General features: G+C 23.9%; 26 protein-coding genes. 4 read left to right on the top strand and 22 right to left on the bottom strand.

What is annotated here, in order from left to right:
- Genes yihA through EELLY_RS01135 form a run of 4 tightly spaced genes read right to left on the bottom strand, consistent with a single transcriptional unit; the run spans position 1 to position 2,427 of the window.
- Complete coding sequence (gene yihA / locus EELLY_RS01150; protein ID WP_104205684.1) at positions 1-591, bottom strand: ribosome biogenesis GTP-binding protein YihA/YsxC; 591 nt, start codon at positions 589-591, stop codon at positions 1-3.
- Between the two features lie 10 nt (positions 592-601).
- The gene (locus EELLY_RS01145; RefSeq protein ID WP_104205683.1) at positions 602-1,156 is read right to left on the bottom strand and encodes a hypothetical protein; all 555 of its coding nucleotides are present in this window, start codon (positions 1,154-1,156) and stop codon (positions 602-604) included.
- Positions 1,134-1,751 (bottom strand): hypothetical protein, encoded by a 618-nt coding sequence (locus EELLY_RS01140; protein ID WP_104205682.1) that lies wholly within the window; start codon positions 1,749-1,751, stop codon positions 1,134-1,136. The genes EELLY_RS01145 and EELLY_RS01140 overlap by 23 nt, the downstream gene beginning before the upstream one ends.
- Position 1,752: 1 nt before the next feature.
- Positions 1,753-2,427 (bottom strand): hypothetical protein, encoded by a 675-nt coding sequence (locus EELLY_RS01135; RefSeq protein ID WP_104205681.1) that lies wholly within the window; start codon positions 2,425-2,427, stop codon positions 1,753-1,755.
- A 72-nt stretch (positions 2,428-2,499) separates the two neighbouring features.
- Between EELLY_RS01135 and EELLY_RS01130 the strand changes: the two genes are divergently transcribed.
- Positions 2,500-3,210, top strand: coding sequence for a hypothetical protein (locus EELLY_RS01130; protein WP_104205680.1), 711 nt, complete (start codon positions 2,500-2,502; stop codon positions 3,208-3,210).
- Positions 3,211-3,701: 491 nt separating this feature from the next.
- Here the strand turns inward: EELLY_RS01130 and rpsU are convergent, their stop codons facing one another.
- The 6 genes from rpsU to holA all read right to left on the bottom strand — a co-directional run bounded on the left by rpsU (position 3,702) and on the right by holA (position 9,128).
- Positions 3,702-3,866 carry a 30S ribosomal protein S21 gene (rpsU, locus tag EELLY_RS01125; RefSeq protein WP_104205679.1) on the bottom strand — a complete coding sequence of 55 codons (165 nt, stop codon included), beginning with the start codon at positions 3,864-3,866 and terminating at the stop codon, positions 3,702-3,704.
- Between the two features lie 90 nt (positions 3,867-3,956).
- Complete coding sequence (locus EELLY_RS01120; protein ID WP_104205678.1) at positions 3,957-4,835, bottom strand: MSC_0882 family membrane protein; 879 nt, start codon at positions 4,833-4,835, stop codon at positions 3,957-3,959.
- Positions 4,828-5,082 carry a TIGR04561 family membrane protein gene (locus EELLY_RS01115; RefSeq protein WP_104205677.1) on the bottom strand — a complete coding sequence of 85 codons (255 nt, stop codon included), beginning with the start codon at positions 5,080-5,082 and terminating at the stop codon, positions 4,828-4,830. The genes EELLY_RS01120 and EELLY_RS01115 overlap by 8 nt, the downstream gene beginning before the upstream one ends.
- 18 nt (positions 5,083-5,100) lie before the next feature.
- Positions 5,101-6,837, bottom strand: a complete 1,737-nt coding sequence (gene aspS / locus EELLY_RS01110) for an aspartate--tRNA ligase (RefSeq protein ID WP_104205676.1) — start codon at positions 6,835-6,837, stop codon at positions 5,101-5,103.
- Between the two features lie 2 nt (positions 6,838-6,839).
- A complete protein-coding gene (gene hisS / locus EELLY_RS01105; protein WP_104205675.1) occupies positions 6,840-8,093 on the bottom strand; it encodes a histidine--tRNA ligase in 1,254 nt (417 codons plus the stop codon).
- Positions 8,094-8,174: 81 nt separating this feature from the next.
- Positions 8,175-9,128: a DNA polymerase III subunit delta gene (gene holA, locus EELLY_RS01100; RefSeq protein ID WP_104205674.1), complete on the bottom strand. Its 954-nt coding sequence runs from the start codon at positions 9,126-9,128 to the stop codon at positions 8,175-8,177.
- Between the two features lie 149 nt (positions 9,129-9,277).
- Here holA and rpsT point away from each other — a divergent pair, with 149 nt between their 5' ends.
- Positions 9,278-9,523: a 30S ribosomal protein S20 gene (gene rpsT, locus EELLY_RS01095; RefSeq protein WP_104205673.1), complete on the top strand. Its 246-nt coding sequence runs from the start codon at positions 9,278-9,280 to the stop codon at positions 9,521-9,523.
- 44 nt (positions 9,524-9,567) lie between these two features.
- Here rpsT and EELLY_RS01090 read toward each other — a convergent pair whose 3' ends face one another.
- Both EELLY_RS01090 and EELLY_RS01085 read right to left on the bottom strand, forming a co-directional pair.
- Entirely contained in the window at positions 9,568-11,478 is a 1,911-nt protein-coding gene (locus EELLY_RS01090) for a ComEC/Rec2 family competence protein (RefSeq protein WP_181021033.1), read from the bottom strand.
- A 91-nt stretch (positions 11,479-11,569) separates the two neighbouring features.
- Positions 11,570-12,052, bottom strand: a complete 483-nt coding sequence (locus EELLY_RS01085) for a hypothetical protein (protein ID WP_104205671.1) — start codon at positions 12,050-12,052, stop codon at positions 11,570-11,572.
- 327 nt (positions 12,053-12,379) lie between these two features.
- On the opposite strand from EELLY_RS01085, the gene EELLY_RS01080 reads away from it, so the two are divergent.
- Entirely contained in the window at positions 12,380-12,784 is a 405-nt protein-coding gene (locus EELLY_RS01080) for an organic hydroperoxide resistance protein (protein WP_104205670.1), read from the top strand.
- Positions 12,785-13,552: 768 nt separating this feature from the next.
- Here the strand turns inward: EELLY_RS01080 and EELLY_RS01075 are convergent.
- From EELLY_RS01075 to EELLY_RS01030, 10 genes are all read right to left on the bottom strand, one after another.
- The gene (locus tag EELLY_RS01075; RefSeq protein WP_104205669.1) at positions 13,553-16,393 is read right to left on the bottom strand and encodes an endo-beta-N-acetylglucosaminidase; all 2,841 of its coding nucleotides are present in this window, start codon (positions 16,391-16,393) and stop codon (positions 13,553-13,555) included.
- A 2-nt stretch (positions 16,394-16,395) separates the two neighbouring features.
- The gene (locus EELLY_RS01070) at positions 16,396-17,313 is read right to left on the bottom strand and encodes a hypothetical protein (protein WP_104205668.1); all 918 of its coding nucleotides are present in this window, start codon (positions 17,311-17,313) and stop codon (positions 16,396-16,398) included.
- Positions 17,314-17,326: 13 nt separating this feature from the next.
- Positions 17,327-18,199, bottom strand: a complete 873-nt coding sequence (locus EELLY_RS01065) for a hypothetical protein (RefSeq protein WP_104205667.1) — start codon at positions 18,197-18,199, stop codon at positions 17,327-17,329.
- Positions 18,192-18,902, bottom strand: a complete 711-nt coding sequence (locus EELLY_RS01060) for an ATP-binding cassette domain-containing protein (protein WP_104205666.1) — start codon at positions 18,900-18,902, stop codon at positions 18,192-18,194. Before EELLY_RS01060 ends, EELLY_RS01065 begins: the two co-directional genes overlap by 8 nt.
- 1 nt (position 18,903) lies before the next feature.
- Entirely contained in the window at positions 18,904-20,178 is a 1,275-nt protein-coding gene (locus tag EELLY_RS01055; protein ID WP_104205665.1) for a hypothetical protein, read from the bottom strand.
- A 516-nt stretch (positions 20,179-20,694) separates the two neighbouring features.
- Entirely contained in the window at positions 20,695-21,042 is a 348-nt protein-coding gene (rbfA, locus tag EELLY_RS01050) for a 30S ribosome-binding factor RbfA (RefSeq protein WP_104205664.1), read from the bottom strand.
- Between the two features lie 25 nt (positions 21,043-21,067).
- On the bottom strand, positions 21,068-21,709 hold the full coding sequence (gene mtnN / locus EELLY_RS01045; RefSeq protein WP_104205663.1) for a 5'-methylthioadenosine/S-adenosylhomocysteine nucleosidase: 642 nt from the start codon (positions 21,707-21,709) through the stop codon (positions 21,068-21,070).
- Complete coding sequence (locus EELLY_RS01040; RefSeq protein WP_104205662.1) at positions 21,700-22,824, bottom strand: nicotinate-nucleotide adenylyltransferase; 1,125 nt, start codon at positions 22,822-22,824, stop codon at positions 21,700-21,702. The genes mtnN and EELLY_RS01040 overlap by 10 nt, the downstream gene beginning before the upstream one ends.
- Complete coding sequence (locus tag EELLY_RS01035; protein WP_219818096.1) at positions 22,814-23,359, bottom strand: tRNA (cytidine(34)-2'-O)-methyltransferase; 546 nt, start codon at positions 23,357-23,359, stop codon at positions 22,814-22,816. The genes EELLY_RS01040 and EELLY_RS01035 overlap by 11 nt, the downstream gene beginning before the upstream one ends.
- The gene (locus tag EELLY_RS01030; RefSeq protein ID WP_104205661.1) at positions 23,349-23,966 is read right to left on the bottom strand and encodes a non-canonical purine NTP pyrophosphatase; all 618 of its coding nucleotides are present in this window, start codon (positions 23,964-23,966) and stop codon (positions 23,349-23,351) included. Before EELLY_RS01030 ends, EELLY_RS01035 begins: the two co-directional genes overlap by 11 nt.
- A 50-nt stretch (positions 23,967-24,016) precedes the next feature.
- Between EELLY_RS01030 and EELLY_RS01025 the strand changes: the two genes are divergently transcribed.
- Positions 24,017-24,793 (top strand): phosphotransferase family protein, encoded by a 777-nt coding sequence (locus EELLY_RS01025; RefSeq protein ID WP_104205660.1) that lies wholly within the window; start codon positions 24,017-24,019, stop codon positions 24,791-24,793.
- Positions 24,794-24,907: the final 114 nt, after the last annotated feature.

Here is a 24,907-nt window from a genome sequence, read left to right as displayed (position 1 = left end):
TTAATCTTCCTTTATTAATCTTATTAAAAGTTCAAAACTTTCTTCTAACCCAATTTTGTGTTCATTTGAAACTTTTATGAATGCATGTTTTGGATTAAAATTTAAAGTTTCTTTTATTAATTTTTCATTTCTAACAATTTCATTTCTTTTTAACTTATCCAATTTAGTTCCTATTATTAAAACTCTTTTATTAGATGATTTTAAAAATTCATACATTTCTTGATCATCTTTAGTTGGTTTATGACGTAAGTCAACTAACATGACAATTGCTTTCAAATTTTCTCTTTTATCAAAATACTCTTCCATCATTTCAGCAAATCTCATTTTTGCATCTTTTGCTATTTTTGCATACCCATAACCTGGTGCATCAACCAATCTAAAAAGACTATTGTTTATATCAAAAAAATTTAACAGTCTAGTTTTACCTGGGGTGTTTGCTACTTTTGCTAATTTTTTATTATTTGCTAATGAATTTATAAAACTTGATTTACCCACATTACTTCTACCTACAAAAAGTATCTCGGGAATTTCATCTTCAATTCATCCGCTTTTATCAGCTGCTGATTTAATAAAAACACTTTGTTTAAACATTAAGCTCCTTTTAAATAAAATGATTATTAATTTTATTTTCTATAATAAGATCTTTTAGTTCTCAATTATATTTAATAGTTATTATTGTACCTTTTTTTTCTGTATTTATATAGTGAATTATAATGTTTTTTCTTTTTTCATCATTTGTGATACTATGTATATTTTCAAACTTTATAGCTTGATCATCCACAATAATTTCATCATTTACAATAATAAAATAAATAGATTTTGATCAAAGCCTTCAAATAAAATAAGTTATTATTAAACAAATAAAATAAACTGATGTAATAATTGAATTAATAAAAAACATTATTTTAAATTCAATTAAAAACATTAATCCTGCGCTTAATAAAACAAAAACAAAAACAATAGTAGAAATAACAACACTTATCAAACAAAACAAAAAAGCTTTTTTGTTAAAAAAATGAATAGCTTTTTGCTTTTCAAATTTATGCAATGTTCTTTGTTTATTAAATTGAATTAAAACACTATATAGTATAACCCCACTAATACCTATAACTGAAACTAATAATGCAATTAAATTATATATATCTTTTTTGTCCATTGCTACCACCTAACATTTTGTTTATCATTATTCCTATTCTTAATTCTTCAACTATAAATATAAGTTTTTCTTCTTGTGTTTCAATTAATAGTGTTTTAAAGAGTTCACCAATATGTTGCAATGTATAAAAACTACAAATCAAAACTTTATCTAAAGAAATTATTTTATAATCATCTTTTATTTTAATAACTAATCTTTTATTACTTAAAAAAACGCTGCATTCATCAAAAAAGATTTTTTTAGGTTTATTAAATAATTTATAACTGCTTTTCATAACATTAAAAATATTATTATCAATATCCTTTTGACTTTTTTTTATTTCTTTTTTTGATTTTTGTAATATTTCAACTTTCATTTTCTGAACTAATAAAATGTCTTCACCTATTTTCGTTTCAAAAATACCCTTAACAGGCGTTAGATTATTTTTTAGAACAAAATCATTAAAAGTCTTTATCACTTCATTATGAAACTTTTTATTAAAATTCATAAATGGTTTATGCTTTACATGATACATAAAAGCTAATAATCCAGATATTAAAAGAACTATAAGGTATAAAGATATAACAAAAATCACCATTAAATGTTTGTTTGACATATTAATTTTCTTCTAATTCAAATTCACTTCATAAATCAATTAAAGAAATTAACACATCTGCTTTAACCAAACTTATTAATAATTCTTCTGATTTTAAATCATCATATTTAAAAATAATTTTTAAAATACCAATCAAAAGTTTGCTTGCTTCTCTTAAGTCATTAAGATTTGTTTCTTCTTGAGCTATTTTTAAAATCTTTAAAATTTCATTATCTTGTTTTGGTTGTTGTTCAAAAATAATTAAAGCTTTTGCATATAATTCATTTATCTTAGCAATGATAATAGTTTTATAGTTTTCAAATATTTCATAATCATCATTTACAACTTTACTTTCAATAAGTTTTTGAACTTCTTCAATATGATTAAACAAAAATTCATTTTCATGCAAAAATTCAGAAGTTAGGGTTGCTGAATACAATGAAATTAAAGTTTCGTACTTATCTTCAATTTCAAGTTTTGATATAGTTTTTTTAATTTCAGGTGCTTGTTTTTTTAATTCATCAAATAAATTATGTAGTTCAGACAATTGTTCAACTTCATTGAATTTATCTATTAAATTTATAAAGTCTTTATTAATAGAACTACTTTTTTCTAATTCGTATTCAATTTCTTCTAAGTTTGAAATTATTATTGACAAACTTGGCTCTAAAAAATCTATTTCAACTTCTTTATTCATGATGTACCTCTTTATATTTAAATTATATATAATTATACCAAACAAAACTTTTAAATATTTTAAAGGAGTATTATGATTCAATATTATAAACTGCAAATAACTGATAAAAATGTTTTAGATAATCTTGATAAAGTAACACCATGATGAACTAGAAAAGTTGATAATAAATTAAAAAAGTCAAGAAATATGATTCTTAAATTTGGGTTAAATCCAAATGACTTTATAAAATTTTCAAAATCTTCTGAAACTAATTATGAAGGTTTGATAGCTGGTGTTAATAATTATTTAAACTTTTATATTCCAAAAATAAAAATAATTGTAAGTAATAGAGCTGCTTTCAAAAAGTTTGATAACTCTATTATTAATTACATGAATTTGAATGGATATGTAAGTGCAATTCAAACAATAGCTGAGTTCTACTATTCCAATAAAGATGACGAATTTAACCAAATAACTAAAATAAATGCTGTTAAGTTTGCAAATAATAAAAATTTTGAAAAATGAAAACGTTATCAAAAAGAAGTTATATCAAATTTTGGCGGAAATGATCAAATTAAAAATAATCTTAAAAAGATTTTTAGTGAAGTTATTGAGTTCAAAAAAGATTTATTTGATCCAAGAGTTATTATTGGTGTTATTGTTAAATATTCTTCAAGGCTATTTAAAGCTAACGAAATTACAGAACAACAATTTTTAAACTTAATGTATTTTTCTTATTTACAATTAAGCTACATTGAAGGTTTTATTGATATTTACATTGTATTTTTAAACAACTTAAAATAATCAAAATTAAATTGATTTATTATTATTTAAAAATCAAAGGGGGAAATTAAAATGTTTCAAAGAAATTTTTCAAAATTTTTATTTATTATTTATAGCGTGTATCGACAGTTATTTCTTTACAATTATTTGGATGAATAGGTTTGTATTTAATTAGTCACATCAATGGCAGTTCAGATGCAAGTGCTTTAATGAAAGAAATTTTTCTTCATTCATTTGTAGGTTGAGTGATTTTATATTTCTTAACAGAATTTATTTTTTGTTCTATTACATCTTATTTAATAATTGCACAGTTTTGAAGAAGGAAAATATAATAAAAATGTAATATGATTTTTTATACCATCTATTTTAGCAATGATTTATGCCATTCCATTGTTCTTTTTATTCTTTTCATATTTAAAAGTTTTTAAATTAAAAAAGAAAAGCTTAATAACTGAATAAATAATAACAAAACAAAAAGTTTTCCTAAATATTGGAAAACTTTTTTAATTTAATTACTTGAATTTACGGTTTTGTTTTTGCTTGTAGATTCTTTTTTCTTTTTTATTCATGTGGTATTCACGTTTTCTAGCTTCAGCTTTTTGAGCAGATGCTACTTTTTGAAAACGCTTAAGTGCTTTTTCAATTGATTCACCTTCATGTACTTTAATACTTGCCATTTAATTATTCACCCGCTTTTCAATAGATTATTAAAATTATATCTTAAATTTAAAAAAAATTTCAAGATATAAAAGTTATTTTTAATTTTATTATATAAATCAAAGTAACTTTTTGTTTTGTTTTTTTCTAACTAATAAAATTGGAATTGTAATTACAAACCCAATTATTAAAAGAATAGTAAAAAAGAAAATCATACAAAACTTATTGGCTTCTTTTCTTAACAATAATTGTTGTTCAATAGTTACTATTTCATAACCATAATAAGCATCAATATTACCTTTTCTTTTGTAATTAAATATTAGAGCTAAAATGTGAAAAACTATTGTAACTCCCAAGATCACTAAACATATTATCACAGTTGTATTAATGTTTGGTGACTTGATGGCTTGATTAATTCCAAATAAAACACCAGCAATGATACTTGAATATAAATATATTGTTATACATATTCAATTTAAGTAAATGTAATTTTTAATTATTTTTTTATATGTATTTAATAAAAACAAAGGAATTCTTTCTCTTCCCATGATCAATTCAGCTCTATATCTTTTGATATCAGAAGTTAAATGACTCAAGCGAATAAGATTAACAATAATTACAATAATTGGTAGCGCTATACCTGTAATAGTTATACCCGGGTGTGGCATTGAACTTTTATTAATACCTAAAGCAACATCTTTTGTTGCAAAATATAGCGCTAAAAAGAAAGTTGATAAAAATAAAACTATTATGCTTAATAAAATAGAAATAGTTAACTTATATTTTTCCATTCTAATTTCTTTTGCAATACTTGAATGAATTTCAACACTATCAAGTTCCTCTTTAGAAAAATCTGGTACAACATTTACATAACGTTCATTTTGATTTTTATTCAAATTAATGTTTTGATCTACAGAATCTTTAAATTGATTTCCAACTTCTAATGGATTAGATTCTTTATTATCTATGTTCATAAGTTCTTTATCCATTGTCTACCTCTTTTTCTTCCATATTTTTAATTCTATATTTTTTTACAATAGAATTGATTTCTTCATCAATTTTATTTATTTCTAAATCTTTTCTACTGCTATCATTAATTCCTTTTTTCTTTTTGAAGATTAAGTTTAAAATAAATATTACTAAAGATAAAACCAACAAACTCATAAAGATAATAAATATTGTTAAAAAAGAAATATTTGTTCCAAATATTGTAATAGGTTTAAAGAAATTATTCATGTTACCTCCTTATCATAATTATTTTTTTTGTATTAATTTTAAATAAAGCTCATCGAGTTGTTGTTGTGAAACATTGCCTGGGGCATGGTTCATTAAATCATGTGCTTTTGAATTTTTTGGAAAAGCAATTACATCCCTAATTGAGTCAGCATGAGCTAAAATCATAGTTAATCTATCAATTCCAAGTCCAAAACCTGCATGAATTGGAGCCCCATATTTATAAGCATTTATAAATCAACCAAAATTATTGTCGATTGTTTTCTGATCTAGTCCAACAGCTTCAAACATTCTAGTTTGAACTTCAGAATTTGTAATTCGAACAGAACCACTGCCTAATTCAAATCCATTTAAAACTAAATCATAAGAATCAGCAATTGCATTTTGCTTATCGCTTTCGAAGTTTTCAATAGATGAACTGTGTGGCATTGTAAACGGATTATGAGCTGCTACAAATTTTTGTTCTTCTTCACTTCATTCAAATAAAGGGAAGTCGATAACTCACAAAAATTTATAATCATTTTTGTTAGTTAATCCTAATATTTCTGCTGCTTTATTTCTAACCACACCTAGCATTTCAGATACTTTTTGATATTTACCAAAATTCAACAAAATAGTTGCTTGATCTTTTATTTCAAATACCTTAATTAATTCTTCTTTTTCTTGATCACTTAAACTTGAAGCTAATGACCCAGATCAATTACCATTATCATGCTTAATAAAAGCAAGTGATTTAAATCCTTTTTGGTTAGCTGCTTCATTTAGTATTTCTAAATCTTTTTTAGACAATAAACTTTCAACCATAATTCCTCTAATAGAGTCAATAGATTTTATATTGGAAAAAAAATGAATATTGGTTGATTTGAATATCTCAGTTAAAGTTTTAAGATGCAAATTAAATCTTAAATCAGGCTTATCAACCCCATATACATCAATAGCTTCTTTGTAAGTCATTTTTAAAAACGCTTCATTGATATCAACATTAACTGTATTTTTAATAACTTTTTTAACAACCTTTTCAATAATTTCTTGAACTTGCGATGCACTTGAAAACGACATTTCCATATCTAATTGAGAAAATTCGGGTTGTCTATCAATTCTTAAATCTTCATCTCTAAAACATCTAGCAATTTGATAATATTTATCAAAACCACTAATCATCAATAGTTGTTTGTATAGCTGAGGTGATTGGGGTAGAGCATAAAAATTATTTGGATTAAGTCTTGAAGGAACTAAAAAATCTCTTGCACCCTCTGGAGTAGATTTACCAAATATAGGTGTCTCAACTTCTATAAAACCAAGATTGTCAAATTCATTTCTAATAGTCTTATTTACAGTAGATCTTAAAATTATATTTTTTTGAATAACAGGTCTTCTTAAATCTAAATATCTGTAAGACATTCTTGTATCTTCATTAACTTGAACTTCATCTTCAATAAGAAATGGTGTAATTTCACTCTTATTTATAATTTCTAAATCTTTTAATTCTATTTCAATTTCACCAGTGCTTAAGTTTAAATTTTTTGACTTTCTTTCAATTACAGTTCCAATGATTTTAATAACATACTCTGATTTTAAATCACTAAGCAAATCTTTTTTATAATCAGTAACTAATATTTGAGTAACACCATACATGTCCTTTAAATCAATAAATGCCACTTGTCCAATATTACGAACTTTTTTAACTCATCCTTGAAGAATAACTTCTTCACCTTTATTTTTAATGCTAAGTTCGCCACAATTGTGTGTTCGGTTCATTATTATTTACACCCTTTCTCTAATTTTAAATATGAGATTATTTCATCATATTTTACTTTTACAATTTTGTCTGACACTTTTGATTTTATTTCATATGCATTAGTACATATGCTTTCATCACCAATTATTATAAGATTTTTTGTTAAAACTTTTTCTGAAGCTTTAAATCCATTTTTAAGTTTAGAAATATTTCAGTTAGTATCAACAATTATACTTTCATCTCTCATTTCATTCATTAATTTATTAGTTATGATTCTTCCTTTATCTGAAATAGGAATAATAAAAACATCTAATTGATTATCCTCTATTTTTAAAGTTTGATTTTCTTCAATTAAAATCAGCATTCTTTCTCAACCAACTGCAAATCCAATAGCAGGGATTGAAGGTCCACCCATGTTTTCTACTAAATTATTATATCTTCCACCAGCAATAACTGCTTGACTAGTTTTGACATTTGTTACTTCAAAAACAATACCTGTATAATAATCTAAACCTCGAACTAATTTTTCATTTATTTTGACATTTACATTTAATGTCTTTAATTGACTAACTATTTGTTCAAATCTTAACTTGTCTGTTTCATTAATGTACTTAGACATTTTAGGTAACTGTTTGTATTTGTGACCATCTATCTTACAATCTAAAACTCTTAAAATATTTTTTTCTTTTCTAACTTCACAATCAGCACAAATTTCTTTAATTTTATTTACTTCGTCTAACAATGCGATTTCATATTTTTTTCTAGCATCACCACTAATCAAATAATTTATTTCAATAGATAATAATTGATCAACTTTACAAGTTTTAATGAATTTATTTGCTAATAAAATAATTTCAATATCTTGTTCTAGTGAATCATTGCCAAAAACTTCAATCCCAAATTGATTGAATTGCCTGTATCTTCCAGCTTGAGGTCTTTCATATCTAAAAGCTGGACCATTATAAAAGAATTTCAATGGTAAATTTTCATTAGCATACATTTTGTTTTCAATAAAAGACCTAACGACTGGAGCTGTTAATTCAGGTCTTAAAACATTGATTCTTTTAGACTTATCTTCAAATTCAAACATTTCTTTTTGTACAACATCAGTTTCACTCCCAACACCACGAACAAAAACTTCTTTTGATTCAAAAATAGGAGTTATTATTTCATTAAAATTGTATTTTTTTAATACATCAATAAATTCATTGGATAATCATCTTCATTTTTTTGCTTCTTTTAAAAAAATATCTTGTGTCCCTTTTGGTTTTTGCATGAAAACTCCTTTTTAACTTACATTATTATAACATGGAGCTGTTTTAAAACAAAGATACTATATAAACGAATTTAGCCAAAATTAAAAATTATTCATGTTTTTAATAAATAAGTATTCAGCTATGTTTTCTTTATCAATATTTTGATTAATAATTCCTTTTTGTATTGTATAAATTAACTTAATTTTTTTATTTAAAGATGCAACATTTAGATTGTTTGATAAAGCCAGCTTAACTCTAAATGGGTGAGCCTTTAAACTAGATATTATTTCTTCTTTTGATAATAATTTTTCTTTTAAAATTTTTACATCTCTGAAAAAAACTAAATTAGTGTGTATCAAAGCAATTAAACCGATAATATCATCATTGATTAATAAATAATCTTTATACAAATTAATGAATTTTTTATTATCATTTTTAACAAAACTTTCTGCAAGTTCAAAAACATCATTTTCAATATATTTGCTAATATTAGCGTTTATTGTTTGCTTATTTATTTCAATCACTTCTAAATTTGATAGTTTATTTAATTCGTTAGAAAGACTCTGCATATCATTTGGGACTTTATTGTAAAGATAAGTTGCAGTTTCTAAATCAATTTGTTTACCTTGTTTGAATAAAAACGTTTTAACATATTGAATAACTTGTGAATCATCCATCTTCTTAATGTGAATTAATTCTGCTTTTTGTTCAATATATTTACTTAATTTTAATCTTTTAGATATCTTATCAGTATTAAGTGTAAAAATTACAATATTGTCTGTAATGCTATCAATTATTTGATATATAAACTCTTCAGAATAAGATTTATTTAAAGTTACTTTTTCTTCTGTAAAACATCATGCATCTTCAATTATTATTATTTTTTTATAACCAAATAAAGAAATCGTAACTAAACTATTGTAGATTTCATTTAAATTGTTGTAAATCAAAGAAAACTTTTCGACTTCATAACTTTGATCATTGTTTAATTGCTTAAGTAGTTTATTAAGAGTTTTTGATAACAAAAAGTGATCACTAGAATAAATGAAATGCATAACCCCTCCTTATATAAAATTATTTTAACTTATTATCATCATTTAATAATATAAAAAAATCATTTTGAGTTATTTTTCTCTATTTTATTTATGAATTTGTTATACTTTATATTGACTTAAAATAAAAATATTGAAAAGGAGTTGAAACTATGCCAAATATTAAATCACAAAAAAAACGTGTTTTAACTAATGAAAAATCAAGAGTAGAAAATAAAGCTATTAGATCAGAAATTAGAAGAGCAATTAAACATGCTAAACACGCTAAAAGTGAAGGAGCAGCTGATGCTCAAACTAAAATTACTCATGCTGTATGCCTAATTGACAAAGGTCTAAAAAAAGGGATTTTAAAAGACAATAAAGCTGCTAGAGAAAAATCACGTTTAATGTCTGCTTAATTTTATAAGCATTTTATTTAAATTTAAAAAATAAGGTTAGTTCCTTATTTTTTTGTTATAGATTTACTTAAAATATTGAAAAATCAATTATTTTTACTTTGTGTAATAAAATAAGGAATTTTTAAAAAATTAAGATTATCAATAGTTTGCTTATGAGGAAAAATTTTATTTCCACCTTCATCAGTTCCACTTATAAATGCATTTTTTGGATTTATAAATTTTAAAAATTCTAAAGATGATGATGTTTTACTTCCGTGATGTCCAACTTGTAGTAAATCCACTCTTTTTAAATTTAAATAATTTATAAAATCTATTCTGTGCATTAAATGGTTTTCAGTGGGTTGTTCTGCATCACCCATAAATAAAGCTCTAAAGTTACCAACGTCTATAAAAGGAATGATGCTTTGATTATTTTCACTACTAGCTGATGGGTCATTAAAAAACCTTATAATCACATTTTTAATTTTATAAACTTCTTTGAAATTATCCTTATTTACAAATAAATTTATTTTGAAATTTTCTTGTAAACTAGATAAATTATTGTAATGGTCTTCGTGATAATGGGATATAGCAATCATATCTATTTTATTGATTCCATAATATTTTAAAAAACTTGTAACAAGTTCTGTACTTTTATTTTTTCCTGTCCCTGCATCAAAAATAATGGTCACATTATTTCATTTATTGTGGTATACAAAAGAATTAGCGTTACCAACATTTAACATCGCAAGATTATGATTAGGTTTTAATAAATAAAGCAAAGATATTGCTAAAATGATTGTTATAAAGCTTATTATATTTGTTTTTACATCTAGCAATTGTTTGTTGAACAAAACAGTCAAAACAATCATATAAGTTAATATAAATCAAATTTCTATTTTTCCAATATTAAAATTAATACCAAATTTTGTAATTCAACTAACAAGTCTGAATAAACTCAAATATAAGGCATTGTTGTTTACACCTATACCATCAAAAATTAAACTACAAACTGCAAAGATATTAAATATTGGTATTAGAATTAAAGCTATAAAGTTAGTCATGGGATTAATATTATAGTTAAAATACATATTTAAACCCATAAATAAAAAATAGAAAAAAATAAAGTTTAAATACTTTTTGTTTTTTTTAGGTAAAAAGCAAGATAAAGTATAAATAACACTTATATAGATAAAACCTGTTGAAAAAATATAATTTGGTTTTAAACAAATCATTAAATATATAGTTAGCAAATTTAAACTTTTATTACTTTTATTTTTATAGAGTGATTTTAAGATTCAAAATATTAAAATTCTTAACAATAACACATTTTCTAATTGTAAATAAATTACAAGAGCTATAACTGTTAATATAATATTTTTAAAGTTAAATAATTTGTTTTTAGTTTTTTTAAAGCTAAGATTAATTAAAGGAATAAGTAATAAAATACAGGAATTTGAAATATAAGAAATATTATTTTTTATTAATAAGTTATTTAATTCTTTGGATTTAAATTTTTCTGGTAACCAAAAAAATCTAGTTAGATCTGAAAAACTAACTCTATTAAAAAGTCAAAAAATTACAGTTTTTAAATTTTTGCTTTCCACTTTTTTTATATCAGAAACTTTTAATTCATAAAAAACAAATTTTTTATTTAAAAATTTTACGAAATCAAATTCATAATAGTTGCTATTAGAAACAAGTTTTTTTACAACACCATCAAATTTAAATTGATCGCCTATTTTTAAATCAACTACTTTTGGTTTAGATAAATAAAAGTCAAAACTATTTCAACCAATAACAATGTAAGAATCTTTTACTTGTTTGATTTTGCCTATACCTTCTATTTTTGTGTTATCTGCATAACTAACGCTTTTTATTTTGAATAAAATAAAAAAAATAAATACAGGTAATAAAAAAACAAATAATGATTTAATTTTATTTTCCCCAATTGTTAAGTAGCCAATAAAAGTCACAATTCAAATTACCAAAAAATAAAAAGAATTATTAAATATAAAGATATTAAAACAAAAAACTGAAATTAATAAAAAAATAGCCTTTCACACATTAGAATGAAATAATTTTACTAATTCCTTTTTCAAACAAAAATGGGTAGTTTTTTTCATCACAAAATTCCTTTACTTTATTTTTGATTTCATCACTTTGAATTTTTAATTTTAAAATTTGAAAAAGCTGATATTGCTCATAACTTGATAATAAAAAAATACTTAAGTGCTTCATTTCTAGTGAATCTAAACTTTTTTTAATTACAAATTTACTTTTGATGTCTAAATATATAAAATTAGTATTTAAATCAATTTTTAAAGGCTCAAATCAAGTTAAATCACTTTTATGTTCAGCAAAATCTAGTCAATAAAATTTATATCTTTTTTTTAAAAGTTTTTCAGGGTACGAAAAATTTCTTATATTATGATTAAACTTATATCGCAATTCAAAGTAGTTGTAAGAATTATTTTTTACATAAATTTGAAATGGTAAAAATGAAATAATAATTAAAAGCGTAACAATGATCAATAAATTTTTTTTCATATAGAATTATTAAAGAAATAAAAAAAATAACTACAACTAAGCAATTATTTTTTAATAATTTATTTTGTTATTTTTGGAATAAATTAAGATTATTAAAAGAAAAAATATAAAATAAGTTTACAAATAATGCAAAAATGCATTGTCATCCTGATTAAAGCAATTTTATTTTTGCAAACATTTTTTCTACATTTACAAAATTGATCATTTGAAAACTCTTTATTTTATTTATATTAATTTAGACAAAGTAGAAAGGTTTAAAAATTCTTATTGAATTGTTTTGATTTAAAACTTTAATAAGGTTTATAATTAATCTATAAAAGGAGATTTATGAGCAAAATTTATGAAGCAGAAATAAAAAATACAGGTGGTAGAACTGGTGAAGTATCATCACCTGATAATAAATTTAATTTAAAAGTTTCTTCACCAACTTTAAATGTCGAAGGCACAACTAACCCAGAACAATTATTTGCAGCTGGCTATAGTGCTTGTTTCAACGGAGCTTTACAAGCAGTTATGAATAAAAATAATTCAGTTTTTCCAAGCAATGTAACTGCTAAAGTATCATTACATCATAACGGAGATTTAAACTTCAATTTATCAGTTGAAATTATTGTTGAAATTGTGGGTATAGATCAAGAAATTGGGGAGAGATTAATGCACGAAGCAGATTTAGTTTGTCCTTATTCCAAAGCATTAAGAAATAATGTTGAAGTTAAATTACAATTAAAATAAAAAAAGTTTCAAAGAAGAGAGTGCTATTAAAATAGTAAGAAAAAAATCGTTACGTTTTTATGTGAATACATTTTCCCATTATACAAAGCATTTTTTCATTAATAATAATTTATTCCATTTGTAAAATAGCTTTTTGTTTTGTTTAAGTAGCTGTAAGTTTGACAGTTGGATTTAGATTTAATTATAATGTAGTTGTAGTAATTTATATAGTTTTTAGCAATTTGCTTAATTAAATTCAAATCTTTTTATTGAAATACTTATGGTATTTCTTTTTAAGATCTAAAAGAACTTTTCAAAAGTTGTATTTTATTTATTGTTAGTTTTGTTATTAACTCATTAAATAATAAAAATTTTTCAGATACGGGGTAAATATTTTCTGTTTAAGTTGTTTTCTAAAATGGCTTTGCCCTATCTTTTGGACTAAGAGATCTAGATTAAGAATTTACTTGTTTAGCATTTTGTTTTGTTATTTAACTTTCTAGGGCAAAAAGTACATATATTCAAGATCTCAGCATCATAATCTAATTGTATGAATAAGAAAATTTGTATTTATTTGATAACTACGAAAAAGATAATTTTATTTTCAAAATTTTCTTCTACTATATTTTTTTGTCTAGTTGATAAGATAAATGACTTACTTCGTTTAATATTTTAGATAAAAAAATATCTTTATATACATTTTTAATGATAAAGTTTTCTTTTATCATTTTGTATACTTAGAGAAATATATTCATATTTATTTATTAACACCTTTATTTCATTGTTGAATTAGTAATTATATTTTGTATTTATACCAGCAAAATTAATTTTACCTATTGTTCCTTTTTTATACTTTGGTTGAATTCCAATAAAAATGTTTTCTTCAGCTGATTCATCCAACTCTCTTATATAATATCTATTTTGAGTTGTCTGACCAACTCTATATCAACTATTTTTATCAGTTGAATAATAAACTTGATAATAATCAACTGCATCTTGGTTTTTATCTTCTCAATTAAATCTAATATTTACATTATTTTTTACTGATTCTCTCTTTACAACATATTCATTTTGGATAAAACTAATTCCATCATTAATAAGATTATCAGTTTTCTTGGAATTTTTGTCAATTTTAAATCCACCTACATTAAAAATAAATTGATTCTCTGAACCTGTTGTGCCTGGATTAATTTGTATTCCTAATTTTGCAATTCTTTTGTCCTTTGAAATATTTTCTAGTTGAGATAGATTAGATGATATTTTAAATCAGCCATTTTTTTCCTCTTCAACTGTTGTTTCTAATACTAATGGTTTAGCATCAGTATTTTCAGTAGTAGGATCAGATGTAATCGCAGTTATTTTAGTATTTTTGGCAATATTTTTAATATCTTCATTTGATGAACTTTCATTTGAGTCTTTATCAGTTGCTTTAACATAAAAACAAACTGTATAATCGTTTTTTTGTAAGTTTGTACCCATTATATTTCAATAATAAGGAATATTCATTCATTTTCCTGGTTTTACTGTTCCTTCTTTATCAAAGTCATAACCATATCCAATTGCAAGTGAATTTCCTTTTTGGTATGCATCATAATAATCATAATATCCTGTTAATTGACCTGAATCAGTTATTTTACTTACATTTTTATCTCCGTCTGAGGTTGATATTTTAGTTGTGCCATCATTTTTTTCACTTGACCAAAAATCCCACTGATAAGTTGGCGCAACATCAGCTAATCGTGAATTAGTTCATGGGTAAATTTCTTGATTCATTATAGAACCATTAAGATCTCTATTAATAAATTGAATACCTGACCCAGTTGAAAAATAAGTTTCCAAAGTAGGGTCATTTTCAACTTCTTTTGTTTTTTCTTTATCTAGTTCACTATAATCATTTGGGATTATAGAATCTGCTATAACTGTTTTTTCTCAAAAAGCATTCCCTACACCATAACTATTGATTTTTTTACCTTCATTGTCTTTTCCTTTTTCACCCAAAGAAAACTCAGGTCGAGTTATTTTGTTTTTATCTTTTGCAAAATTAGTAAATGAAAGTCTAGGATCATTTTGATAGATTCCTGCCACAGATTGCACACTTTGTGAAATTAATGTGTCATATCCATCAGCATCATTTTCTAAATAACTGTTACTTCCAAAAAATTGATACCCAGAGTATAGGTTAGCAACTTCTTGTTGCATTAAAAAAACTTTGTATTCATCAGTTTTGTTTTTAGAAGCATTTAAGTAGTAGTTTTTGAAATCTTTTGCATATTCATTGGCTCCACCTGAACCAAAAATTGAAAACGAGTTATTAGCTTTACCAAAACCAACATCATTTCCATTGGCATCTTTTGATTTTTGAAAGACTAAATTTCTTACATCATAATTACCTACACCTGGAATATTGGTGCTTTCATTTAAAAGTGAATAAATTGTTTTTCTTTTTGACTGATCACCATTTCAAACATTTGTTAAATATGCGTCATAATCAGAAACTAGATTATCATGATTAAAATCAAGCTGAATTTCACTTGCATACCTTGCTGCGTCAACAGTTTTTTTAGAAGTTGGTTTATTGTTTAAATGATCATAATCTAAAGAACCACTATTAGTATAGTGTACAATATTTAGTCTTTTGTTCAATTGAGGTTCTAAATCAATCGCTGTTTTATTGAAATCATCCATTATTTCATTAATTTCTGAGTTTTTAATAACATATCCATCACCTTGAGAACCATTTGCTTCATTATTAATCATTCATCCATCAAAATTGTATTTTAAACATTGTTCAATTAAGATATCAACTATTTTAAAATGTCCTGTAGAATCTTTTTCCAGTAAGTTTTTTAGAGATTCACGAGTTAAATCTTCTCAACCTGACATATATCAAAGACCTAATACAGGTATACCATTTTTATGCATATAATCTGTGTAATCAGCAAACGAAGCTGTTATTCAACCTTTATTTGTAATTGCAGGTCATGTGTACATTTCATGAATGTATGAAAGGTTAGTTAGATTACCACCAAATGGGTTCTTAGTACCAACTATTGAACTCGAAGCATTTGAAGGATCATGAAACATATTAAAGAACGTTTCTTTTTGTTGTGATTTAACGCTACTTTTTGCTACATAATTTCTCCCACGCAAATCATAAGAAGCTTGATTATATGACAAATCTAAATCTGAACCATCATTTCAGTTTAAAATAGAATTTATATATGAATGTTTTCTAGATTTTGAACTTAAACCAAAGTCTGATCACTTATTACCATTAGGTCTATATGATTTAATAACAGGTGCTCCTGTTGTTGCTTGTTTTTTAACAAAATTTGCTCCCTTATATGATGTTGAATATTTATCATAATTAAAAATTTTGTCAACAGGCCCTTGAATTGACGAAACTTCATTAATTTGCGAATTTTCAAGTTTCATTCCGTTTTTAATAAAATCATCATATTTTCAATTATACCCATCACCATCTTGAGTTTGACCTTTTGACCAATCAAAATCATCAAAGGCCTCTAGATAATTTCTTGTTGATGAATCCCCTATATCACATGCAAGAACATTAAGGGCAGTACTTGATATAATAAAAGTTGCTGTAATTAAAGAAAGTAGTTTTTTCATTATTATTTACCTTTCTTATTAGAATTTTGAATTAGCAAGAAAAGAGCTAAAGTTCAAATTGTAGAAAAAATTAATGTCACAGGTAGGATCATTCATGTTTTATTAGTTAAAAATGTATAAGGAACTTCAAGGTTTGGGCTAACTATTGTTTCTAATAAATTGTAGCCTGCAAATGTAGTATTAGTAAATAATGAAATGAATAATCATTGAAAAGATTTAGTTGGTGTTAAATAACCAAAAATATTATAAATCATTTGTGCATATTTATTTGTCACTAAATTTACATCTAATACAACATCACCTAAAGCAAAGAATAATATTATTATAATAAAATTTATAGCTTGTATTAAAACTATTGATTTTATTTTTAGTGAACTAATATAACAGATATTAAATATTAAAAACAAATACAATGTAAAAAACACTATTAATAATGTTATAGCAAATATTAGATTTAAATATTCAGTAAATTTACCTTTTATTATGTAAAATCCTGCCATGTTTCAAAAAGTCATTGAAAAATTTTTGATTTCTAAAAAGCTGTCAACTGTAAATAATGCCAATATTGAGCAAATAAGCGAAATTAGTGTAAGTGTTGCTATTGAAATAAAAATTGAAAAATAAATTTTAATCTTACTTATTGAAAATATTTTTGATTGTTTTATTAAAACACTTTCTTTTCAATTGACTAAAGTTGAAGAAAAAGCAAATAAAGAAAAAGTAAAAGGTATTATTAACAGATTGTATATTTGGCCAGACTTTTCTCTATAATCACTTTGTCCAAAAGAAGTTTTTATTAGATAGATGGCTAAAATAATAAAAACTGGCAATATTATTGAAAATAAATAATTTCTAAAAGACTTAAAAGTTGATTTAAAAGTATAACGCAATACATTTTGAAATGGTATTTTATCTTTCATGTTTTTTCCTCTCTTATTTTCATTTGAAAAATTTCACTGATAAGTAATAAGTTGCAAGTATAAATATTATTGAAACTGTTAACAGAATTCATAAATTTGAAACAAATAGAGTTGTTTCACTATGAGATTCATCAAAAATTATTTGTTGTATTCCACCACTAAAATCAACAAAAGAATATGATGAAACAATTAATAAACTTCAAACTACATATTTTGAAATAAAAGCATACCCAAAATAATTAAATGTACCTCATCTAGCTGAAATAAATGAAGGGATAATTGTATCTGACATCACCAAGAACAGCAGAAAAATTATTAATGGTACTGATGTTCTAACATTTTTACTTTTAAATAAATCCGCTATTGATGAAGAAAATAAAAATGAAGAACAAACACAAAGAAAAGATAAAGAAAAGAATCATATTCACATTCATCAATTTAAATCTATGATGTAGTAAAATTTTATTCTTATAAATATTAAGGATAATAAAAAAGTTGTAAATATTACAATAATTTCAGAAATAAATGCAAAGAAAACAGCACATAACATAAACGAAAATATTATTGATCACTTTTTAATACCTAAGAATTTGATTCTTTTTAAAAGTGAAGTGTCTTTTCACTCAATTAAAAATATAACAAAATATGCTGCCGAAACAAAAGAAGGAATGATAAATATTGCTAACATTTGAGGTGGTAATAATTCATATGTTCTAGAAAAAGTTGAATACCCTACAAAGCAAATAATTGTAATTATTAGTGAACCAAGAATTATGAAAACTCATGCTCTTTCATTTTTAATTGAAGAAATAAAACTAGCTCTAAATACTTTTCTAAAGTTGTTAGAACTGCTCTTAAAAAATTCACTATAACTTGCTTTAGTCATTTATCTTTCCCTCAAAATATAAAGTTAAGAAATTTCTAATTGATCCATATTGCTTTTTTATTTCATTTACCGTTTTATCGATAAATATAGTTCCTTTATTTAGTACAACTATTCTTTTACAGATTTGTTCTATTTCTTCTGGAATATGAGATATAACTATTAAAGTAATTTTTTCATTTTTTCTCATTTTATCAAAGAAATTAATTAATTTAATTTGCATTTTTAAATCTAAACCTGTAATCAATTCGTCTAATATGAGCACACTTGGTTTATTAATAATGGATAGCATTGAATTAAATCTTTGTTGCTCCCCACTTGAACAATAAGATATTCTTTTTTTAATAATTGTAGTAACTTCGAATATATCTAATAAATTTTCAATATATTTATCTTTCTTTCAATTTTTACCAACAAAAAGATTTAATAAGTCAACTCCTCTAGTGTTGAAAGGCCAACTGCCACTTTGAAATTGCATACCGATTTTTTCTTGTAATGAGTTATCTTTTTCGTTTTCTGAATTGTAGAAATTAATTTCTCCATTTGAAAAGTCACTAACTCCAGAAATTATTTCAACTAATGTTGTTTTACCTGCTCCATTAGCTCCTAAAATACCAATAGATTCTCCATCCTTAATATTTAAGTTAATTCCATCAAGAACAACATTTTGTCCATATTTTTTAGTAAGATTTTTTATTTCTATCATACTAGCTCATTTCCTCCATCGTAAACATTAATAAGTCTCAAGTTTTTTCAACAAAAGCACGCATTGATTTATTTAAATCAATTCAAGGATTAAACGATAGTCTTTCTCTATTTTCTATATTATTTTTTGTATCTTTTAAGTGTTCATCAACAATAGGTTTATTACTACTTTTGTCATATTCAATTTCATTATTTTGATCATAGCTTATATAAACTATTCTTTGATTATTATTTGCAACTGTAAAAACAAATATTCTTAAATCATAATATGCATTATATTTGTATGCATAATATAAAAGCGAACCGGGTGTTGTTCCTGAATATTTAAATGGATCATTAGCATCAGTTAAAGGACTACCTTTTTGATGATAGTTTGGAGATAGCGGATCAATAAAATCAATGTAATTTAAAGCGATTTCACAATAAATCTTAATAAAGTTATTTGCTATGTAGCAATTTAAATCAAGATCATTTGAATTATATTGATTTCAATCTCATAATTTATATTGAATATATTCCTCAGAATCAGATGATCTTATTTGAATTTCCAATTTATTTCTTCCATAGAATGGGTCATATAAATCTAGTATCTCATTATCTTTTTTTGCTTTAAAATATACTGGAATGTCACTATTTGGCTGGTTTACTACATTTTCACTTGTTATTAATTCTGTGGTTTTAAAGAAAATATTATCCGTTTCCTTTTTATTATTTAACTTAACATAATTTCTATTTTCGCCATCGGTGAAAGTATCATTTTCATCTGTGTATAAAATTTCAAGTCTCTTATCACTGTTACTTACATAAATAGTATAACCTGCATTTTCAAGTGCCGTAAAGTTGGCTATTTCATATCTACCAATTTCATGCATCTCTGTAGCTGTTGGTTTATTATGGCCCATAACTTGTAAACCTAAATAAACAGCATCAGTTAATTTTGTTTTTGTTGAAATCGGTTTTTTCTTAAAGTCGGCATTCATTATATTAATATCCTTATTTAAGATTCGATTTAATAATGATTCCATTTTTAGTTTGTATTTTCAATCATAAATAGCAGAAAATGAATCAGAATCACTTATCAATTTTTCTCAACTTTTCCTATATAAAGGTGATAAAGGAATATCATTAAAATTTATAAGGTTTTTCAACTGATTACCTAAAAATTTTCCTTCTTTTTTCACTGAGTTTTGTATTATAAAGTATATTGAATATATAGGTGAAGAACTTAAAATAAAAAATGCAGCCATAGTTGTTATTAAAAATTTATTTTTAAACATTTTATTTCCACCTTTTTAATAATTTTTAAGTTTATTTTAACCATTAAAGATTATACAAAAAAAGTGATTAAAAATGGTAAGTATGATATAAAAAATTAAAAAGCGCTAGATTTTACTATTTAACCTTAAACTTAACATTTTCTTAGTCTTTGAAAAGGGTTGGGGTTTCCAACCATAAATACAAAATTTCTAAGTGCGAAGTGGTAATGATTTTTATGGTTTAAATCATTTAAAATGAAGTATTTTGTTTTAAATACTTCCATGAAAAAAAGATTTCTTTATAAAACACCATCTTTTTAGACATGTGATAATTTTTTGGTACACTGTAGTCTATACTTTTTTATTATCTTTTAGAAGACTAAAAGAGAATTTATAAAAAATCAAAATCATCAGTCAAAAAAATTTTTAAAATAGATATTTTTGAATTAGTAATGAAAAAATAACCTATATAGAGTATTGCTAAAAAAGTAAGTTCTTAAAAAGTTTGTCTAGTTTTTTATATGATGTTGATAAAGATTAATTTTTAACTTTTTTTAAAATCTCTTCAATTCTGTTTGCATTTTCCAAGCTTGTATCATATTCAAATTTTAATTCAGGAACTGTTCTAGTATCTAATTTTTTAGATAATTTCATTCTAATGAATTTAATATTAGTGTCTAATTCATTTTGGATTAATTCTTTTGTTATTCCTTGTATTGGTAAAAATGATCAAAATACTTTAGCAATTTCACTATCATTTGTTAGTCTAACTTCAGCAATTGATACTGCCCTTAGAATATCATTTTTTAGTTCTCTTTCCAAAATCATTGTTAATTCTCTTAAGATTGTAGATTCTTTTCTACCTTTAATTTTATTGTTAGCCATGAAACACCTTTTCTATTTAAATTAATTATATAAGATTTTTAACTACATTCAAAATTTCATTACCAGCTATTTTTATAAATTCGTTAAATTGCACTGCATTACTATCTTCTGTACCAATAACATCACTTATTACTTTTATTGAAATAAATGGTTTTTTGTAAATATAAGCTGTTTGTGCATACCCAAAGCATTCCATGTCTAGAACACTTATTATGCTTGGTATTTTTTTGATATGTTTGCTTGCTTGTTCAATATCATTAATAAAAATATCTGATGAAGCGAGATTTTTATTAATATATTTTTCCTTCACATCAGTGCTTGCAGTTTCATAGAATTTAGGCATTTTTGGAATTTGTCCATAATCATAACCAAAAACAGTAGCATCAGCTGCGCTATTAAAAATTTTATTTATTCAAACTATATCTTTTTGTTTTAAACTTGAATCACAAGCTCCACTAGTTCCAATATTTATAACTTGTGATATTTCGTAATTGTTTAATACATAACTTAAGCCCACAGCTGCATTAATTAAACCAATTCCTGTAACACAAAATAATATTTTTTCATTTTTATATATATTACAAATTGAATTTTTAATTTTTTTAGCTTTGAAATAATCAATACTTGTTTGAAGTTCTTCAAACATAGCTCCAATAATTAATTTCATCTTTTATCCCCTTTTAAATATTTTTTAGCTGTTTTAAAAATATTTTTTCCTAAGTTATTAACATCTTTATTTTGAGTTGCATTTATTAATTGTTGTTCTAATAATAACTTAAATCCGTTTTTTAAATCTTTAAAACATTCTGCTCTAAAGAAATTAACATTTTCATAATTACGTTCCTTTGAAATTTTATCAGCACAAAATACAACCATATCTAAATCAGTCATTTTATCACTTCCAACAGTGTGATTAAAAACTGCGTTTATAATTTCTTGGTCTGTGATTAATCAATCATATTTTAAATGAAAAGCTCCAGTATATGAATGTCAAACAGCAAATGGTTCTTCTATTAATTCTGGGTTATACTTATTTAAATATTCTAATTGTCTATCTTTTGGTCATCTTTTGGTAACATCATGCAAAGTTCCTGCAATTCTTGCTTTATGTACATTTACTTTGTGTTTAATTGCCAACAAATAAGCCATTTCCCCAACATTTATACAATGCTGGTATCTTTCTTCGTCTAAAAATGGTTCTAGTCTTTTATTCAAATAAAGTAAATGATCATTTATATACTGATTAATTCTTTTATCTTGGTTTTCAATATCAACTAATTTTCGAATGTTAGTTGAGCTTAAAAAAGTGTTTTTAAAATCATATATTTTAAAGTTATATTTTTTTGCAATATTACTTTTAAAATTTTCACTTCTTTTGAAAACAATAAATTCAACTAAATCAATTAGCTCATAAAAATTATTTCATTCTTCTAATCTATCCAAGTTATCAGTCCCAATAACAAAAGCAAAGTCATATTCAGGATAAATGCTTTTAAAGTGCTTCACAGTCTCAATTGTTGGGGTTGGCTTATTATTATTGATTTCAAATTCTTGTATTTTAATAAAATCATAACCTTCAATCATAATATTTAACATTTCAATTCTATGTTTGTTAGTTGTATTAACAGATATTTTAAAAGGTGATAAAAACGTTGGGATCATTCAAATTTCATCAAATTTTAAATCTTCTTTACAAGCTAAAGCCATACTTAAATGATCAGTGTGTACTGGATCAAAACTTCCCCCAAACAATGCAATTCTTTTTTTTGGATTATTTTTCATTTCTTCACTCTTCGTTCATTATATAATCAGCACCTTTTTGAACTTCTGTTTTACTCAAACCTGGATAATCTCATTGTCTTAATATTTCATAAACAACAATACCTACAGTATTAGCTAAATTAATACTTCTGGTTTGCTCTGTCATAGGTAATCTAAATGTTTTATCAAAGTTCTCTTTAAGGATTTGTTTATCAATTCCTGTTGATTCTTTCCCAAACATTACAAAAACTTCTTCATTATTTTCATTAAAATCATAATCACTGTGTGTGTTTTTACCATATCTTGAAATACAATATAAATTTATATTTTTATTTTGTGATTCAAAATCGTTTCAGTCATCATAAAGTTTATAGTCAACTAAATCAAATGTTCCAGCACTAGCACGATTAAGTTCTTCTTTTTTAAAAATAAAACCTAATGGTTCAATAATATGCAAAACAGAATTAGTAGCTACACAAGTTCTAATAATTGCTGCTACATTTTGTGCAATTTCAGGTTCAAATAAAACAACATTAACTTTTTTATTAATACTCATATTCAAATTCCTTACTTTCTATAAAGTCTATTAACTTTTTTACAGCAATACCTCTTGCTGATATTTTTCTTTTTAATTCACTTGATAATTCTGCAAAATAAACATTAAACTGATCTGGTTTAAAAATTCAATCATATGCAAAAGTATCATTACCTTTTATTATTTTATCACCTAGTTGACCTTCACACAAACCAGTGAAAATGTATTGTTTATTTAAAGTGTGATTATATAAAACTAAACAAGTTGTAAAATTGGCTTTTAAATTACTCATATTTGTTTCTTTTTTAATTTTTGCCAATAATAATTCACACAATTTTTCATCATCACTTACAGGATATGCCCACCTTTTAGAAAGAACTCCTGGAAATCCATTTAAAGCATCAACACAAAAACCAGAATCATCTGATATAACTCACCCGTCAACAACTTCACTTAAGCTCTTAGCTTTTATTATTGCATTAGCTTCAAATGTATCACCATTTTCTTCTGGTTCCACATAATCAGGCAATTCATCTAAGAACTTAATATCAAACAAGCCCAAAAGACTTTTAATATCTTTTATTTTACCTTTATTGGAGCTAGCAAATCATAATGTTTTCTTATTCATTTAATTCCTTTTTGTCTATTAAATATATAATATATATTTTAGAGGTTAATATGAATAAAAATAAAATATTAGGACTAACAAATAAAATAAATGTTAAAAATAACATCCTTTACAAAGAATCTCATATTTTTTGTGATGATTATTTAAATAGAAATAATGAAATAGCAATTTATGATCAGTTAAATAAAATAAAAAATAAGTATGTTATTATCCCTTTTGCTTATCAAAAAGAAACTTTATTTACTTCTCAAACCCTTTTTTTTAAAAATGTTAAAACACTTAGTCAAGTAAATGTATGCACTAATAAAATGCTAACAATTATCAATATTATAAAAAATATTCATAATTTAAAATTAGAAAATATTGCAGTATTTAAACCACTTGATTTTTTGATGTTTTTTAAATCTAACGTTCAAAAAGAAATTCAACAACTAAAAGTTTTTGACTCAAGAATAATTAAAATTTTAAATAATTATTGAGATGATGGTTCTTATCCTGTTTTTTCTCATAATGATTTAGTTTTAAATAACTTTATTAATTTCAAAAAGGGATGAAAAGTTATTGATTTTGAATATGCTTCATATAATCATTACTTATTTGATTATGCAAGTTTTATTAGCGAGTCATTGCCTGTTAAAAAACATGATAAATTTATTGAGTTATTAAATTTAACAGAAAAAGAAAAAAAGAAATTAAGTGATTTAATTTTGTTTCAAAATTATTTATGAAGTTATTGAGCTTTATACATGTTTGAAAAAACAAATAATAGTATTTTTATAAATATTATGAACGACAAAATTAATGCTTTGTTTAAAACAAGAAGTTAAATATCGTCAATAATACCAATTGATTACAAAAATGAGTATTTTGTGACTGGACCTGCAAGTTTAAATCCTTTTTTCAAATCCATAAGATAATTTTAAATAATTTATTATTTGTTT

It is taken from the genome of Entomoplasma ellychniae (genome assembly GCF_002930155.1).
Classification (GTDB): Bacteria; Bacillota_I; Bacilli_A; order Mycoplasmatales; family Mycoplasmataceae; genus Entomoplasma; species Entomoplasma ellychniae.
This window is presented reverse-complemented; position numbering and strand designations above follow the sequence as displayed.